15 protein-coding genes are annotated in these 15859 nt (G+C 74.8%); 5 read left to right on the forward strand and 10 right to left on the reverse strand.

Annotated features, from left to right (window positions below; translation table 11 throughout):
* Positions 1 to 119: 119 nt before the first annotated feature.
* From AVW11_RS32850 to AVW11_RS32875, 6 genes are all read right to left on the reverse strand, one after another.
* Entirely contained in the window at positions 120 to 482 is a 363-nt protein-coding gene (locus tag AVW11_RS32850) for an STAS domain-containing protein (RefSeq protein WP_076046855.1), read from the reverse strand.
* Between the two features lie 23 nt (positions 483 to 505).
* The gene (locus AVW11_RS32855) at positions 506 to 964 is read right to left on the reverse strand and encodes a response regulator (RefSeq protein WP_030850618.1); all 459 of its coding nucleotides are present in this window, start codon (positions 962 to 964) and stop codon (positions 506 to 508) included.
* Positions 961 to 2529, reverse strand: coding sequence for a sensor histidine kinase (locus AVW11_RS32860; RefSeq protein ID WP_240528325.1), 1569 nt, complete (start codon positions 2527 to 2529; stop codon positions 961 to 963). Before AVW11_RS32860 ends, AVW11_RS32855 begins: the two co-directional genes overlap by 4 nt.
* Before the next feature lie 104 nt (positions 2530 to 2633).
* A complete protein-coding gene (locus AVW11_RS32865; protein WP_079250891.1) occupies positions 2634 to 3926 on the reverse strand; it encodes a PP2C family protein-serine/threonine phosphatase in 1293 nt (430 codons plus the stop codon).
* A 178-nt stretch (positions 3927 to 4104) separates the two neighbouring features.
* Positions 4105 to 4656, reverse strand: coding sequence for a MarR family winged helix-turn-helix transcriptional regulator (locus AVW11_RS32870; protein ID WP_076046857.1), 552 nt, complete (start codon positions 4654 to 4656; stop codon positions 4105 to 4107).
* Between the two features lie 73 nt (positions 4657 to 4729).
* Positions 4730 to 5935, reverse strand: a complete 1206-nt coding sequence (locus tag AVW11_RS32875) for a PP2C family protein-serine/threonine phosphatase (protein WP_234362383.1) — start codon at positions 5933 to 5935, stop codon at positions 4730 to 4732.
* 104 nt (positions 5936 to 6039) lie between these two features.
* Here AVW11_RS32875 and AVW11_RS32880 point away from each other — a divergent pair, with 104 nt between their 5' ends.
* The gene (locus tag AVW11_RS32880; RefSeq protein ID WP_030850603.1) at positions 6040 to 6540 is read left to right on the forward strand and encodes a MarR family winged helix-turn-helix transcriptional regulator; all 501 of its coding nucleotides are present in this window, start codon (positions 6040 to 6042) and stop codon (positions 6538 to 6540) included.
* 120 nt (positions 6541 to 6660) lie between these two features.
* On the opposite strand, the gene AVW11_RS32885 is transcribed toward AVW11_RS32880, so the two are convergent.
* The 4 genes from AVW11_RS32885 to AVW11_RS32905 all read right to left on the reverse strand — a co-directional run bounded on the left by AVW11_RS32885 (position 6661) and on the right by AVW11_RS32905 (position 10268).
* Positions 6661 to 7482 (reverse strand): phosphatase PAP2 family protein, encoded by an 822-nt coding sequence (locus tag AVW11_RS32885; RefSeq protein WP_076046858.1) that lies wholly within the window; start codon positions 7480 to 7482, stop codon positions 6661 to 6663.
* Positions 7483 to 7550: 68 nt separating this feature from the next.
* Entirely contained in the window at positions 7551 to 9341 is a 1791-nt protein-coding gene (locus AVW11_RS32890; RefSeq protein WP_240528324.1) for a bifunctional phosphatase PAP2/diacylglycerol kinase family protein, read from the reverse strand.
* Between the two features lie 83 nt (positions 9342 to 9424).
* The gene (locus tag AVW11_RS32900) at positions 9425 to 9853 is read right to left on the reverse strand and encodes an ATP-binding protein (RefSeq protein ID WP_225884497.1); all 429 of its coding nucleotides are present in this window, start codon (positions 9851 to 9853) and stop codon (positions 9425 to 9427) included.
* A gap of 67 nt (positions 9854 to 9920) precedes the next feature.
* The gene (locus AVW11_RS32905) at positions 9921 to 10268 is read right to left on the reverse strand and encodes an STAS domain-containing protein (protein ID WP_076046859.1); all 348 of its coding nucleotides are present in this window, start codon (positions 10266 to 10268) and stop codon (positions 9921 to 9923) included.
* Positions 10269 to 10588: 320 nt separating this feature from the next.
* On the opposite strand from AVW11_RS32905, the gene AVW11_RS32910 reads away from it, so the two are divergent.
* The 4 genes from AVW11_RS32910 (at position 10589) to AVW11_RS32925 (ending at position 15801) form a co-directional block, all read left to right on the forward strand.
* The gene (locus AVW11_RS32910; protein ID WP_206281944.1) at positions 10589 to 12178 is read left to right on the forward strand and encodes a PP2C family protein-serine/threonine phosphatase; all 1590 of its coding nucleotides are present in this window, start codon (positions 10589 to 10591) and stop codon (positions 12176 to 12178) included.
* Positions 12175 to 13308 (forward strand): cobalamin B12-binding domain-containing protein, encoded by a 1134-nt coding sequence (locus AVW11_RS32915; protein ID WP_420856420.1) that lies wholly within the window; start codon positions 12175 to 12177, stop codon positions 13306 to 13308. Before AVW11_RS32910 ends, AVW11_RS32915 begins: the two co-directional genes overlap by 4 nt.
* On the forward strand, positions 13305 to 13742 hold the full coding sequence (locus AVW11_RS32920) for an STAS domain-containing protein (protein ID WP_076046860.1): 438 nt from the start codon (positions 13305 to 13307) through the stop codon (positions 13740 to 13742). Before AVW11_RS32915 ends, AVW11_RS32920 begins: the two co-directional genes overlap by 4 nt.
* Positions 13743 to 13857: 115 nt before the next feature.
* Positions 13858 to 15801, forward strand: a complete 1944-nt coding sequence (locus AVW11_RS32925) for a hypothetical protein (protein ID WP_076046861.1) — start codon at positions 13858 to 13860, stop codon at positions 15799 to 15801.
* The last annotated feature ends 58 nt before the right edge of the window (positions 15802 to 15859 follow it).

Below are 15859 nucleotides of genomic sequence, written 5' to 3' on the forward strand. Positions count from 1 at the left end.
CGCGGTCCCCGCCCCGACGCCGGTGTCGGGGCGGGGACCGCGGCGCACACCGAAGCCTGTTCGACGACCGTATGGCCGGGATCGCGCGACTCAAACAGGCCGGGGGCCCCAGGGGCGGCTCAGCCGCGCCGGGGCGGGACCGCCATCACCGTGCCCTCGGCCACGTCGGCGGCGGTGGCGAAGACCAGGTCGGCGCCGGTGATCTCCAGCAGCCGGGCCAGCCGGCGAGGCACGGTACCCGCCAGCACCACCGGCCGGTCCAGGGCGGGTTGCAGCATGATGCCGAGCGCCGCCGAATCGACGAAGGTCACCGCGGCGACATCCAGGACGAACCGGGTGACACCGGGCGCAGTGGGATCCAGTGCGATCCGCAGGTCGGCCACGTTGTCGATGTCGAACTCGCCCGCCATCACCACGATGCGCACGTCCCCGTCGGACCGGGTCCCGACATGGCTGCGCGCCTCGGCGTTGTGCGTGTCCATGCTGCTCACGTCCTTCTTCTCCGTCACCCCGTGCGGGGGAGCTTGACCACGGTGACGAAGAAGTCGTCGATCTGCTGGATCGCCCGGATGAACTGGTCGAGGTCCACCGGCTTCGTCACGTACGCGTTGGCGTGCAGCTTGTAGCTGCGCAGGATGTCCTCCTCGGCGGCCGAAGTGGTGAGCACGACCACGGGGATGTGCTGGAGGTCCGGGTCCGTCTTGATCCGTTCGAGGACCTGCCGTCCGTCGTACTTGGGCAGGTTCAGGTCGAGCAGGATCAGGTCCGGGCGCGGGGCGTCGGCGTGCGCGCCCCGGCGGTAGAGGAAGTCCAGGGCCTCCAGGCCGTCCCGCACCACGTGCAGCACATTGCCGATCTTGTTGTCCTCGAAGGCTTCTCGGGTCATCAGCTCGTCGCCCGCGTCGTCCTCGACCAGCAGGACTTCGGCGGGGGTGGCCTGGGGACGGTCTGCGGGGCTGCTCATCGGCTGATTCCTTGTGTGGGTACGGGGGCGGGCGGCGCGGCGTCGGGGTCGGGGTCCGCGGTCTCGGCCGCGTCGGCGGTGGTCGTCGTCGATGCGTCGGGGAGGGTGAAGACGATCCGGGTGCCTTCCCGGTGGTCGGTGTCGATCCGGATCCGCCCGCCCGCGTGCTCGACGATCTTCTTGCAGAGCGAGAGGCCTATGCCGGTTCCGCCGTAGGTCTCCCGGCCGTGCAGCCGCTGGAAGATGACGAAGACCTTCTCGGCGAACTCGGCCGGTACACCGATGCCGTTGTCGGTGACGGTGAAGGTGTGGAAGCCCGGCTCCGCGGCGGGATCGTCGATCACGGCGACCTCCACGCGCGGTGCGCGGTCGGGCGAGCGGAACTTGACGGCATTGCCCACCAGGTTCTGCCAGAGCATCGTCAGCAGCGTCGGATCGCCCACCACGTCCGGAAGGCGGTCGGGCCGGGTGATCTCCGCGCCGCTCTCCTCCACCGCGGTGGCCAGGTTGCGCAGGGCCCGGTCCAGGGGGCCGTCCAGTGCGACCGTCTCCCGCGCGTCCTGGACGCGGCCCACCCGCGAGAACGTCAGCAGGTCGTTGATCAGCACCTGCATCCGCTTGGCGCCGTCCACGGCGAAGCCGATGTACTGCGCGCCGCGCTCGTCGAGCTGGTCCCCGTAGCGCTTCTCCAGCAGCTGGCAGAAGGAGGCCACCTTGCGCAGCGGCTCCTGGAGGTCGTGCGAGGCCACGTACGCGAACTGTTCCAGCTCGGCGTTGGAGCGGCGCAGCTCCACCGCCTGGGCGTCGAGTTCGGCGGCCGTGCGGTCGAGCCGCTCGGCATTGCGCCGCGAGGCGTTCAGCTCGGTGACGGTCCGGCGCCGCATGTCCTCCACGGCCCGCGCCAGGGCCCGTAGATCCGAGGGGCCGCGCAGGGGGATCTCGTCGTCGAAGGCCCCGTCCGCGACCCGCTGGGAAGCGGTCCGCACCAGCGCCAGCGGCCGCAGCACACCCACGTGGAGCAGGACGGCGAGGGCGGAGCCGGCCAGCAGGAAGGCCACGGCGATCGCCAGCAGGATGTGGTCGCGCTGCGAGCGTGCCTCGCCGAAGGTCGTGCGGGCGTCGGCCTGGATACGGTCCAGGCGTGCCTGCTGTGCGGCGATCCGGGTGCGGACCTCGTCGAAGCGGTCCTTGCCCGCCTGGAGGGACGGCGGGGCGGTGCCGTTCTCCACGGAGGCGATCGCGGGGATCGCGAACTCGTCGCGCCAGGTACGGGCGGCCTCCTGCACGGCAGCCAGGTCCTCGCGCACGCCGGCGTCGTCGTCGAGGACGGTCGCCAGGCGCTGGGCGGCCGCGGTCTCGTTGGTCAGGCCGCGTGCGTAGGGTTCCAGCAGCGCGGGTTCGTCGGCCAGCAGGTAGCCGCGGACCCCGGTCTCCTGGTCCAGCAGGGCCGTCTCCAGCCGCAGCGCGTCCCGTTGGGCGGGCAGGATCCCGTCGACGAGCCGGTTCCCGGCCGCGGTCGTGTGCGACAGGAGGGCGGCGCCGAGCGCGCCCGTACCGACGACCATGAGGGCGAGCACGACCAGCACGCCGGTCAGCCAGCCCCGCAGGCTGGGACCCGTACGCACCGGGGCCCGTTCTCGGGCGGATCCGGGGGCATGTGCGGGGGAGGTCACGTGGGGGAGTTCCATTCGAGGTGGAGGACGGCGACGTCGTCGGCCAGGCCGCCCCAGTCCGCGGCGAGGCCCTGGGCCGTCTGGATGAGGGTGTCGACGAACGGTTCGGCGGGCAGGGCGGCGTGCCGGCGGGCGATGTCCAGGAGGCCCTCCTCGTCGAGGCGGTCGGTGCCGGGTCCGACGCGTCCCTCGATCAGGCCGTCGGTGAAGAGCATCACGGCGCCGCCCGCCTCGACCGGCACCTCGGTGACGGGCCAGCCCGGACCCCAGCCGGGCACGATGCCCAGCGCGGGACCCCCCGGTACGGTGCGCAGCTCCACGCCGGCCGTGGAGCGGATCAGGAAGCCGGGGTGGCCGGCGCGCTGCACGCGGACGGCGCGGCTGCCGGCCGGCCTGGTGAGGGAGACGAGGGTGGCGAAGATCTCCGGGCCGGAGCGCTCCGCGAGCAGGATCCGCTCCAGCAGTGCGAGGAGCTCGGCGCCGCGGGCGCCGGCCATCACGAAGGACCGCCAGGCCACGCGCAGGCACACGCCCAGCGCCGCCTCACTGGGGCCGTGGCCCGACACGTCGCCGACGACGGCGTGCGTGGCCCCGTCGGGGGTCTGCACGACGTCGTAGAAGTCCCCGCCGAGCAGCGTCTGGGCACGTCCGGGGTGGTAGCGGGCGCAGACGCTGACGGTGTCGGGCGCGTCGTCGAGCAGCAGCGGGGTGGGCAGCAGGCCGCGTTCGAGGCGCGCGTTCTCCTCGGCGCGGAGCTTGCCCGCCTGCAGGGCGACGGCCGCCAGCTCGGTGCGCTTGCGCTGGATCGCGTAGCGGATGGCCCGCATGAAGACGTCCGCTTCCAGACGTCCCTTGACCAGGTAGTCCTGGGCGCCGGCCGCGACGGCGGTCAGTCCCGCCCGTTCCTCCGACAGGCCGGTCAGGACGACGACCGCGGCCTCGGCGGACACGGCGAGAACCTTCTCCAGGCCGTCCAGGCCCTGCGCGTCCGGCAGGTGCAGGTCGAGGAGGACGCACTCGGGCGCCTCGGCCTCCAGCAGGCGCAGCGCGGCGGCGAGGGACCGGGCCCGGCCGAGGCGGACCTCGATCCCGCTGTCCTCCACGAGCTCCTCGACGAGCACGGCGTCACCCTCGTCGTCCTCGATGAGCAGGACGTACGGAGGTGCGCCGTTCCACAACGCCAGCGAGTCGTCCGGACTCCCGGAGGACGCCTGCCGCGGCGGGATCACCGCCGGCTGCGGCGTGCGGGCGGCGGGGCGCTGCGCTCCCAGCCCGGAGATGCTCACCATGGCGTCGCGTCTGCCCTTTCTCGTATCGGACGGCGGACGCCCGGCGGACGCCTGGTCGCGTCGATCAAGCCTAGAGTGATCATTTGCCGGTAGGCAATATTTTACGAACTCAATGATTCTGCCATGTCGGCGGACGGGCCCTGCACGGCCCCCGCGGACGCCCGGACTGCCCCGGCCGTCAGGCGCTGTCCGACACCCGGGCCGGCGCGGACGACGCCCCCGGCCCCGGTGACGCCGGCGCCGCGGAGGCGTTCGTGCCCAGGGGCGGGCCGCCCGCCGGGTACGACCCCGCGGCCGCCTCCCTGAACGCCGTCAGGCCCGTGACCAGGGCCTCCACATCCGCGGGCGCCATCCGGCCCAGCACCGCCGACAGCTCGCGCATCCGGATCGCCCGTCGCTCGTCCAGCAGCGCACGCCCCCGCGGTGTCAGCCGCAGCTCCACCTCGCGCCGGCTCGACGGCCGGGGCGAGCGGATCAGCAGCCCCATGGCCTCCAGCCGGTCGCAGAGCCGGGTGACCGACGGCGGGCGCGAGCCGAGCACCTCGCCCAACGCCCGCAGATTGATGCCCTCGGCGCCCTCGACCGCGACAAGCGCCCGCAGCTGTGACGGTGATACGGCGGGCTGCACACCGTCCTGGCCCCTGGCGTGCAGCACCGCGAGGACCTCCGCCGCGGCGGCGAGCGCCGCGGCCGGATCCTCATGCGCGCCGGAGCGGCCGGGACGGGCCATGCCCCCACTGTGCCACCGTCCCGTTCGGGCGGCTCACCGCTCACCGCTCAGCGGCTCACCCGCGCCGCCGCGCCTACCGCCCGGCTCCGCCGCCCTCCGCAGCGGGCCTGCCGTGCCAGTCCAGGCAGACCACCATCGCGTCGTCCGTGGCGTCCACCCCGCCCCGGAAACCGGGGAGCTCCTCCAGCAGCGCGCGGGGCACCTGCGAGGGAGGAAGCAGCCGGGTGTTCGTGACGGCCCGGGCCAGGGCGTGCAGGGAGTAGGGCTCGCCCGCCGGCGAGAGGACGTCGTAGACGCCGTCGCTCAGGAAGAACAGCCGGTCCCCGGGCAGCATCCGGAAGCGCTGGCAGGTGTAGACGGTGTCCTCGAACATCCCGAGCGGCAGCTGCGCCTCCAGGCCGAACGGCTCCAGCGTGCCCCCGCGCAGCCGCCAGACCCGGGGCGACCCGGCGTCGATGACCTCGACCTCGCCGGTGTCCAGGTCGAAGCGGAGCAGCAGCATCGCCAGGTGCAGCCGCCCCTGGTACTGGCCGTAGAGGGCCTGGTCCGCCAGCGCCGCCTGGTCGGCGAGCCCGAGGCCGGCCCGCCGGGCGTTGCGCAGGGCACTGACGGCGAGACTGGTCAGCAGCGCCGCGTCGATGCCCTCGCCCATGCCGTTGTTGACGGTCAGCGTCAGATGGTCGGCGGAGGCCGACCAGTCGAAACTGTCGCCGTGGATGGCGTACGCGGGCTCCAACTGGGCCCCGAGGTCGTACTCGGGCCGGGAGCAGGAGCGACCCGGCAGCAGTTCCCACTGCATCTCGGCGGCCAGGGTGAGCCGCCTGGCCCGGCGCGCCTGGAGGAAGAAGTCGGTGTCGCGGTCGGCGACGAGGATCTCGTGGGCCAGCGCGTCCGCCACGTCCTGGAGCGGGCCGAGGAGTCCGCCGACCTGCACGCCGGCCGGGTAGCGCACGCTCAGGACCCCGAGCCGGTCGCCGCGCACGCTCACCGGCAGATGCACGGTGGATCCGTCCGGCCCGGACACCACGTGCGGTTCCTGGGCTCCGAAGGCCCGGCCCTCGGAGCTGGTGTGCGCCGACACGGAATCGGCGGTGAAGGGCCGCGCCGTGACGGGCTGCAGCCGTGCGGAGGCGTAGTCCGCCATCAGCAGTTCGGCGCCGATCGCGCCGTGGTCGCGGGCCAGGACGCCGCGGACCGCCTCGAACAGCTCGTGCGGCGCCGCATCGCGCAGCAGGCGTTCCACGTTCCCGGCGCCCCCGCCCCGTTCGCCTTCAGTCACCGGCCCCGTACCCGTCTTCCTCGCAACTGCCAAAATGATGGGGGACGACGAAGCCGCCGGTCCGCCGGGGAAGGGCTGCGCGTGCGTCCGGTAGGGAGTGTCACATGAGTCAGCCGTCGATCGGCTCCCCTCAACCCGCCGTGTCGGCGGTGGCGCACATGAGCGAGCTGATCGAGCTGTTGGAGGTGGTCTGGGAGCGGGGCCGGGACACGGCCAGCGCGCCACCCGTCTCCACCGCGCAGGCCCGGGTGCTGTACCTCGTCGAGGGCAACGACCACCTGAACCTGCGTGACCTCGGCAGGCTGCTGGAGGCGGCCCCGCCCTCCGTCACGCGTCTGTGCGACCGCCTGCAGGCCGTCGGCTTCCTCGAACGGCACCCCGGTGCGGACGACCGCCGGGAGGTGCTGCTCGGGCTGACACCCGCCGGCCGGGCCTACCTCGAACGGCTGCGCGCCCGCAGGCAGGAGGTGCTGGCCGAGGCGATGGCCGCGATGCCGCACGCCTCCCGGGCCGCCCTGGCGGCGGGACTCGCGGAGTTCTGCGCGGCGGTGGCGAAGCCGCTGCGGCTGCCGCCCCCGGAGTCGCTCACCCCCAGGACGGCCTGACCGGGGACCGGCCGCCGACGCAAGAAGCCGTCGACCCCCGACACCACACGTCCGACCCCGGATGCGCACCTTCACACACCTCTCCCCGAAACGGAGTTGAAAAGCCGTCGAACGCACTGCTCAGCGGTACCCGGCGGGCGGATCCGCCGCGCCCTCCGGGTCGGCGCCGGAGGAGATCTCGGGCTCCAGCCCGTCGCTGACGACCGCGGCACGCGGGCGCCCGGTGTCGGCCCGCCAGGCCTCGAAGACCAGGGTCGTCGCCGTGACCACGGCGATGCCGAGCAGCCAGCCCCCGACGACGTCACTCACCCAGTGCACCCCCAGGGCGACCCGGGTGTAGCCCACGCCCAGGACCGCCGTCGCCGCGAGCGCCCACGGCAACGGCCGCCAGGCGCGGGGCACCAGCGGGAGCAGCACCAGCAGGAGGACGGCGCAGGAGGTCGTGGCCGCCATGGCATGGCCGGAGGGGAACGAGAAGCCGGGCGCGTGGGCGACCGGCTCCGGCAGGTGCGGACGAGCCCGCTCCACCGCCTGTTTGACCAGGAACCCGATCAGCGCCCCGGCCGTCGCCGTGACGGCCGCCCACGCCGCCAGCCGCCAGGCCCGCCGGGTCAGGAGCCACACCACCAGGACCGCCACCAGCAGCCGCATCGTCACCGGGTCCCACGCCACGTCGGTGAAGAACTGCAGAACGCGCACCCTGGCCGGGTCCTCCAGGGCCGTACGGTGCAGCTGCTCCGCGGCGGCCCGGTCGAGCCGGTACAGCGGTGGCCACCGGGACTCGACGAGTACGAGGGCCAGGGCGAACGGCACCGCGATCGCGGCCGTGACCGCCACCGCCAGGACCAGTCTGCGGCCGAACGCCGCGTCGGGTCCCGACTGCCGGGCGAGCACCGCCCGGACGCCGGCGAGCCGTCGGGAACGGGCCGTGCGCTGTGCCATGGGACGGCACCTGCCTTTCCTGCCGGTAGATGCCCCGGACCTTCTTGTTCCGGCCGCGGGGCGGTTCGTCAGACGTGCGCGGTGGGTGCGGTATGCGAGGTGCCGCCGGGTGCGCCGGACGGCGCGGGGACCGCGCCGGGCGCGTGGGGCAGCCGTATCCGCAGGGCGCCCGGCTCGGTCTCGACGGTCAGCCGGGCACCCCTGCCCACGGTGTCGCCGTCGACCTCGCGGTCCTGGGCGCGCGCGAAACGGACCTCGATCCGGGTGGCGCCGAAGTACTCCAGCGATCCCGCCGCGACGGACACCGCACCGCCCGGACCGCCGGCTGCCGGTGCCGCCCCCGGACGCCGCACGACGCGGGAAGCCAGGTGGGCCGCCGCGGCGAGCCAGCCGACGGCTCCCCGCGGGTCGAAGAGCACGACCTCCAGGCGGCCGCTGTCCGGCCGGGCCCGCGGCAGCAGTTCCAGGCCGGCCTGGAGCGCGCCCACGTTGCCGACGACGACCATCCGGGCCCGCCGCCTGATCCTGCGTCCCCCGTCGAGGCGGACGGACAGGCGCATGCGGGGGTCGCGCAGGTGCCGGAGCGCCGACAGGGCGTACGCGGCCCAGCCCAGGTGCGCCTTGAGCACCTCGGACGCGTCGCGGACCATGGCGGCGTCGAAGCCGGCCCCCGCCATGACGGTGAAGCGGGTCGGCGGGAGGCCGTCGCCCCGCACCCGGCCCACGTCGATACTGAAATCGCCGCCGGCCAGGGCCTCGTCGAGTGCCGTCGCCGGGTCGGACGGCAGGCCCAGGTTGCGGGCGAGCAGGTTGCCGGTGCCGCAGGGCACGAGCGCCAGCGGGATTCCGGTCCCGGCGACGACGTCGGCGCACACGCGCACGGTGCCGTCGCCGCCGCACACGACGACCAGGCCCACGCCGCCCGCGGCGCACTCCTCGGCAAGACTCCCGCAGGGCCGGTCCACGGTGGTCGAGGTCCACCGCTGCGCGGTGAAACCGTGCCTGCGGAGCCGGTCGCGGACCTCGTCGGCCAGCCTGTCCGGGCAGCCGCGGGGATGGCGTACGACGACGACCCTCCCACCCCGCCGACGGCCGTCCGGCAGGGGCAGCGGGGCGGGCCGCGCGGGCCCGGCGGGGCCGCCGCGCGCGGTTCCCTTCGGGGTCCGGGTCCCGGTCCCCTGCGGTGTCCGGCCGTCGGCGGCGCCGCGGCCGGACAGGAACACACACCCCAGGACGAGCAGGGTCGCGGCGCCGTTGAGCAGTCCGCCCAGCACGTCGGACGGATGGTGCATCCCCCGGTAGACCCGCGACAGCCCCACCGCGGGCGGTACGAGCAGCAGCACCCCCGCCGTGAGGTACCGCCAGGGGCCGCGGGTACGGCTCAGCACGAGGGCCGCCAGCCCGCCGTACAGGGCGACGGACGCGCCCACGTGCCCCGACGGGAAACTCGACGTGGGCGGCGCCCCGTCCAGTTGTGGCACGTCGGGGCGGGGCCGCTCCACGAAGAACGTGACGACGAGGAAGACCGCCGACTGCACGGCGACCGACCCACCCAGGAACGCGGCCTCCCGCCACCGCGGTGCGGACGGCAGCACCAGCAGCGCGGCCACACAGAGCAGCGTCACACCGACGATGCCCTCCGTACCGGCCAGCAGCGTGAGCCCCGAGGTCAGGCCGTTCCCGACCGGGCTCCGATGCTCGGCGAAGGCCTGGGACACCCGGCCCTCCAGGGCGAGCGGCCCACGGCCGGCCGCCACATGTGTCACCCAGAGGCCCAGGAGCACCATCGAGGTGGTCTGGGCCACCACGAGCCACACCAGCCGGGAGCGGTGCGCGGACCCGCCGTTCTCCGTCGTCATGGAGGCCCGTGTTGCCCGTCACGGCCCGATGATGCGTCGATCGGCGATCGGCGACCGGCGATCGACGATCGGCCCGGACCGGCTCAGGTCAGGCGGAGCGCCGTCGTGATGGTCTTGCCGTCGGGACGGGTGCTGCAGTCGACGTGCTCCGCCAGGCGCTGGACGAGCGGCCATCCGTACCCGCCGGGACGGTCGACCGTCCCCGTACGGGCCGCGGGGAGGCGCGGGTTGGCGTCGGCGATGGACAGCCTCAGGACGCCGTCCGCGATGTGGGCCCCGAAGGCGGTGACCCCGTCCCCGTGCCGGATCGCATTGGTGACCAGCTCCGACGTGACGAGCAGCACGTCCGCCGCGATGACACTGTCGAGGTCCACGCCCGCGAGGAGCAGCAGCCGGCGGACGCGCTCACGGGCCGCGGCCGCCGAGTCGGGCGGTGCGGTGTGCCGGTCGCCGGCGTCCTCGCGGTTCCGCTGCGAGCCCAGGGGGGCTTCGGACGGCGGGGGTGCGTTCATGCTCATCGCCTGCCCATGGCCGCACGGGTCATACCGTGACAGCCTGTTCGGGAACGTGGGGTGGGGGTCAGCATGTCATCGCGGTCGCCACGCTGTCCGCCATGCGGAACGCCGGTGCGGCTCCGGTGACTTCGAACAGTCGCCGGACGGCTGTGTGCAGCGGGCCGGCGAGGACGAGCAGCGCCCCGGCGGCCGCGTGGGCCCGCTGCGCGTCGAGCAGGGCGTGCAGCACGGAGGAGTCCACGAAGGGAGTGCCCGACAGGTCCACCACGGTGCGCGGCGGGCCGCCCGCCGCGGCCTGCGCGAGGGCGCGGGCCAGGAACGGGGCGTCGTCCTCGTCGACTTCGCCGTGCAGGCTGATGACGGTCGCGTCGCAATATGTGGTCGTGGTGACGACCGCTTCCTCTCCGGTCACCGGGACATCCTCCTACATCGTGTCCGGGCCCGGTGACCGGGTGCCCGAACGCGCAAGCGGTCCGGCACACCGGCACCCCCAGGGATGAGCCTTCGATACCAAGTCCACCCGGGGCCCGGTTGCACGGTGCACGGCCCATGGAGGATGGTTGCCGTAGGACAACTGTTATGCCGATGTTGTTTCGAGGTCTTTTCCGACGTGATGAACACGTGAAGAGGTGAGGGGTCCGCGCAGCGGGCCTTCAACGTTTGGTTCCTTCCACCGAGACGACGCCGAGCTCGCCGGCCGAGGGCCTGTCGTGGAGTCAGGTCCCCTATCCGGTGCTGGTGGCCGACGCCCGTGCCGTCGTGGTCCATGCCAACGAGGCGGCCGGGCTCGTCTTCCCGGACGCCCGCCCGGGCACGGCGATGGCGGACGCGGTTCCCGGATGGCTGGCTTCGGCGCACGCGCGCCACACCGCACCCCTGCTGCCCGCGCAGCGCCCGCCCGCCGGAGCCGGCACCGTCCAGGGGGCCGTGGGCGACCGCTCGTACGAGGCGCACCCCACCCCCAGTGACAACGGCACGGTCATGTGGTGGCTCGTGGACGACACCGACCACCGGCTGACCCGGGAAGCCCTGTGGACCGAACGGGAACGCACCGAGTTCCTCGTCCGCTCCTCCAACCTCCTGCTGTCGTCCCTCAACCTCGACCGCTGCATGGACGTCACGGCCCAGATGGCGGCCGACCACCTCGCGGACGCGGCCCTGGTGTTCGCCCCACTGCACGGAGTCGAGCTCCCGATCGTGTCGTGCGTCCGCGGAGGCGGCCCGTCGGTGTCCCGCCAGGTCGTCGACCCCCAGGAGGTACCGGGGCTGGCCGAGGCGCTCCAGGGCTTCCCGCCCGTGCCCTCGCGCTGGCTCGACCCGTCCGCCGCCCCGGCCTGGCTGGTGCCCGACGGCCTCGACACCGTGGGATCCATCGTCATCACACCCCTGCCCGGCCACGGCGTGCCCGCGGGCGCCCTGGTACTGCTCCGCGCCGACGCGGCGAACGCGTTCACGGAGGGCGAGGAGGTGTTCGCCCGGCTGTTCGCCGCCCGCGCCGGCGCGGCGATGTCGGCCGCCCGGCTCTACGCGGAGCAGGCGTCGATCACCGACACCCTGATGCGCGAACTCCTGCCGCCCGCGCTGCGACAGCTCTCCGGAGTCGAGTACGCCGGCGGCTACCGGCCGTCGAAGGACCACGAGAGGGTCGGCGGCGACTTCTACGACGTGCACCCGGCCGCCGCGGACGGCGAGCCCTCCCTCGTCGTACTCGGGGACGTCTGCGGCAAGGGCCTGGAGGCGGCCGTGATGACGGGCAAGATCCGCAACACCCTGCACGCCCTCCTTCCGATGGCCGACGACCACCACCGGATCCTGAGCCTGCTCAACACCTCCCTCCTCAACTCCGAGAGCACCCGCTTCGCCACCATCGTGCTGGCCTCCGCCGCCCGGGAGGGGAACACGGTACGGCTGCGCCTCACGAGCGCCGGACACCCCGCCCCGCTGATCCTGCGCTGCGACGGCCGGGTGGAGGAGGCCCCGACGAAGGGCACGCTGGTCGGCGCACTGCCCGAGATCACCACGGAGACGGCCCGCGTGACGCTGGCCCCCGGGGACACCTGCGTGCTGTACACCGACGGCATCAGCGAGGCGCGGGGAGGACCCATGGGCGGTGCGATGTTCGGCGAGGAGCGGCTGCGCCGCGCCCTGTCGGAGTGCGCGGCGATGCCCGCCGAAGCGGTCGTGGAGCACGTGCAGATGCTCGCCTCGCAATGGGTGGGGTCGGGCCGCCACGACGACATGGCCGTCGTCGTGATCTCGGCGCCGCGCACCAACCACCTCAGCGCCGTCGACGGCCACACCCGAGGGCGGTTCACCACGTGAGCCCGCACGACACCGGCACGGACACGGCTTCGACCACGGCCGTCACCGCCCCCACCGCCCCGCGTTCCGCTGCGGCGCCGCAGGAACTCCTCGCGCAGGTGTGGGAGTCGGTGATGGCGTTCGACGAGGCCGCCACGGTCGGTACGCTGCTCCGCGCGCTGGACGCAGGCACGCCCGCGGAGGACCTCCTGCTCGACGTCATCGCCGCCGTACAGGGGCGGGTCGGCCGGGAGTGGGCGGCGAACCGCATCACCGTCGCCCAGGAGCACGCGGCGACCGCCATCAACGACCGCGCCGTCGCCGCCGTCGCCCTCCACCCGTCGGCCCGCACGGAACCGACGCGCGGCCGGGTCACGGTGGCCTGCGTCGACGGCGAATGGCACGCCCTGCCCGCCCGCCTCCTGGCCGAGGTCCTGCGGATCAGGGGCTGGCACGTCGACTACCTCGGCGCGCAAGTCCCCGCCCCGCACCTCGTCGCGCACCTGCACCGCACCGGCCCGGACGCCGTGGCCCTCTCCGGCTCCCTCGCGACGCGGCTGCCCGCCGCGCACGCCACCATCACCGCCTGCCAGGCCGTCGGGACCCCCGTGATCGCGGGCGGCGCCGCCTTCGGACCCGAAGGCCGCTACGCCCGCCTGCTCGGCGCGGACGCCTGGGCCCCCGACGCGCGGGCCGCCGCCGACGAGCTGGCCTGCGGCCCGCTGCCGCGACCCCGGCCCGGACACCAGGCCGTCGACGATCTGCCCCACCTCGACGACCAGGAGTACACGCTGGTCGCCCGGAGCCGCCCGCGACTGGTCCGGACCGTCTTGCGACAACTGGAGAACTCCCACCCGGCGATGCGCTCCTACACGGACGTGCAGCGCGAGCGCACCGCGGAAGACCTCTCCCACATCGTCGAATTCCTGGCCGCCGCCCTCTACACCGGCGACGAGGACGTCTTCTGCGGCTTCCTCCGGTGGACCGCCGGCGTCCTGGACGCCCGCGGCGTCGCGACCGCCTCGCTGCTGCCCGCCCTGGAGTTCCTGGAGCGGGAACTGCAGGACTTCCCCCGCACCACCGCCACCCTGCGGGCCGGAGCCGCCGCACTGACCCGTACCCTCCTCACCGCCGCCGGGACCGCCGAATGACGAGCCTGCCCTCCACCCCGCTCGACCTGACGCACACCTCCTCGCACGAGGCCGTGCGCGTCGAGCTGAGGGGCGACCTCGACCACCTCCACGCCGACCGGCTGATCGAGGCCGTCGACCGCCTCCTCGCCGCACACCCCGGGGTGCGGGACCTGCGGCTGGAGTGCGCCGGGCTGTCGGCCGTGGACTCCAGCGGCCTGGCGGCCCTGCTGATGGTCCGGCGCCTGGCCGACAAGGCGGGCGCGGGACTCCACATCGACGGCCGGACCGTCCAGCTGAACCGGATCCTGGAAATCACCGGCACCCTGGACTACCTCACGGCACCGGGCGCGGGCACGCAGGCGCTGCGCCGCACCGGCGGTACCGCACGCGGCGCCTCGGCCGAGGAGCAGCTCCCGCCCGCCCCGTCCGGCGGCCCGGAGCCGCGCACCTGAGGCTTCCGGCAAGGCGTCCCACCACCCCCAACCCTGCCCCGGCCCACCGGGCCGCGGCGCGGCGTCCGCGAGCGCGGGGTGTGACCATCGCAGGATTCACTCGTTTGACGCGGGCGTGAGCACCTCTCAGAGATTCGGCTCGGACGCCGTGGAGTGTGCCGAGGCGGTCCTCGTCGAGCAGTACCCCCGGCTGGTCCGGCTCGCCTACCTGACACTCCCGGACTCACTGGGCCGGCACACGCGCGTTCTGCTGGCCCACAAGGCCGTACAGCGTGCGCTGCCCCGAACCGGCACACCGGCGGGGCCCGCCCCGGCCGAGGACGGCACGGACGAACCCGACCGGCACCTCGCTCTGCTCCGCTCCCGCGTCCTGCGCGCCGCACTCGCCCCCGCGGGACCCGCCGGCACCACCTGGGCCCGTCTCATCCGGCCGCCCGTGCCGCCGTTCGTATGGGGGCTGCGGCTGTGGCCGCCCGCGGGCGGGATCGACGAGGCCGCCCCCACGCTCGGCGGTGCCCCCGCCCCGGTGCGGGCGGCGTTCGTCCTGCTCCGCCTGGACGACCTGGCGCCGGACGAGACCGTAGGGCTTCTCGGCCGGGCCGGGGCAGCCGACCCGGCGACCGCCGTACGCGACGCCCTCGCCCTGCCCGCCGACGAGGAACTCCTCCGGGCCCTGCGCCGACCGGAGTTCGACGCCAGCGTCGTCAGCGCCCGCCCCACCGACCTGCTGCGCCGGCGCCGCACGGCACGGGCCTGCTGGGCCGCTCTCGCCACCCTGGCGCTGACCCTCACCGCGCTCTCCGTCCACGGCTCGCGCCCCGATCCGGACGTACGGCCGGCCGCCGGACCCGCGGCCTCCGGAGCCCTGGACCCCGCCCGGCTCCGGCGCGTTCCGCCCGGCGCGTGGTCCGACACCGCCCGCGTCGACTTCACCGCCTGGCCCGCCCGCGGCGGCCGCACCGGCGACCGCGGCCTGCTGGCCCGCGCCCTCGGCACCTGGGCCGCGCCGGGCACGACCCCGCTCTCCACGACGCCCGGCACCACGGGCGAACCGCCCGCAGGGCCGCCCCAACTCCTGTACGCGGGCGACCTGGACGGCCGCGCCGTGGTGGTCCTGCGGGACGGGGACCGCATCGTGCGCTACGGCGAAAGCGCCACCGGATCCCGCGGCGGCCGCACGCTCGACGTCACCCGCACCGACGACGCCGGGGTCACCACGGCGGCCGCCCTCACCCTGTCCCGCGCCGCGGACGGGGCATCGGCCCGCTACCTCCTCGCCCCCTGGATCGCGGCGGCCACCGCCCGCGACCTGCTCCGGGCGGACGACACGGGGGAGGCCCTCGCCGTCGCCGCCGACGGGGTCACCGCCCCGGCAGCGGTCCCTCCGGCCGGTGCGTCCTGCACGTCCTGGCCCGTCCTCGAACTCACCTCCTCGACCCGCATCGTCGAGAAGCACTCCTTCGTCCTCACCGACCTCGGCGCGCTGTCGCCCGTACACCTGACCTACACCCCGCTACCGGACGGCCCCGCCGCCGCCCCGGCCCGCCAGCCGCGCGAAGCGACAGGGCCCGAGGCCCGCGCGGCCTGGGCGCGCCAGGCCTGCCGGCTCGGCGAACTGCGCCAAGGCGGCTACCGGGCCGTCAACATCTGGGACTTCGCGGCCGCCCTGCTGCCCGACGGCGCCGGCCGTGCCGTCTGGTCCTGCACGCGGGCCTCCGGCTGGGCCGGGCCCGGAGACGTCATCGTCCGCCTGCGCCTGGAGGCCGGACCACCGCGGGACGTGGCACGCGCCCGGTCCACGGCGGCCTGCGGCCGGTTCGGCCGGCACCTCCTCGCGGGCCACCGCTGGCGCTCCCCGGCCGGCCGCTGGTACCTGCTGGCCGCGGGAAGCCGGCAGGTCACCGCGATCACGGCGACCGGAGCGGTCCGCGCCGGCACCGCCGAACGCACCCTCGCCGCCCCCTGGCCCGGCCCCGACGGTGCGGTCTCCCTGACGGGAACCCTCGCCGGCGGAGGCACGGTCACCGCACTCGACGGAGCGGGAGGAGGCCGCGACTGAGCGGGGCGGCCTCGGTACGACGAACGTGCGGCGGGGGCGACCGCACTGCGGTCGCCCC

It is taken from the genome of Streptomyces amritsarensis, assembly GCF_001953875.1.
Classification (GTDB): Bacteria; Actinomycetota; Actinomycetes; order Streptomycetales; family Streptomycetaceae; genus Streptomyces; species Streptomyces amritsarensis.

Coding starts and splice junctions, on each gene's coding strand:
- AVW11_RS32860 (WP_240528325.1), bottom strand. CDS start 2,529: ATGGTCGTCGGTACGGGCGCGCTCGGCGCCGCCCTCCTGTCGCACACG.
- AVW11_RS32890 (WP_240528324.1), bottom strand. CDS start 9,341: ATGACGACGGAGAACGGCGGGTCCGCGCACCGCTCCCGGCTGGTGTGG.
- AVW11_RS32870 (WP_076046857.1), bottom strand. CDS start 4,656: ATGGCCCGTCCCGGCCGCTCCGGCGCGCATGAGGATCCGGCCGCGGCG.
- AVW11_RS32880 (WP_030850603.1), top strand. CDS start 6,040: ATGAGTCAGCCGTCGATCGGCTCCCCTCAACCCGCCGTGTCGGCGGTG.
- AVW11_RS32850 (WP_076046855.1), bottom strand. CDS start 482: ATGGACACGCACAACGCCGAGGCGCGCAGCCATGTCGGGACCCGGTCC.
- AVW11_RS32920 (WP_076046860.1), top strand. CDS start 13,305: ATGACGAGCCTGCCCTCCACCCCGCTCGACCTGACGCACACCTCCTCG.
- AVW11_RS32885 (WP_076046858.1), bottom strand. CDS start 7,482: ATGGCACAGCGCACGGCCCGTTCCCGACGGCTCGCCGGCGTCCGGGCG.
- AVW11_RS32865 (WP_079250891.1), bottom strand. CDS start 3,926: ATGGTGAGCATCTCCGGGCTGGGAGCGCAGCGCCCCGCCGCCCGCACG.
- AVW11_RS32855 (WP_030850618.1), bottom strand. CDS start 964: ATGAGCAGCCCCGCAGACCGTCCCCAGGCCACCCCCGCCGAAGTCCTG.
- AVW11_RS32900 (WP_225884497.1), bottom strand. CDS start 9,853: ATGAACGCACCCCCGCCGTCCGAAGCCCCCCTGGGCTCGCAGCGGAAC.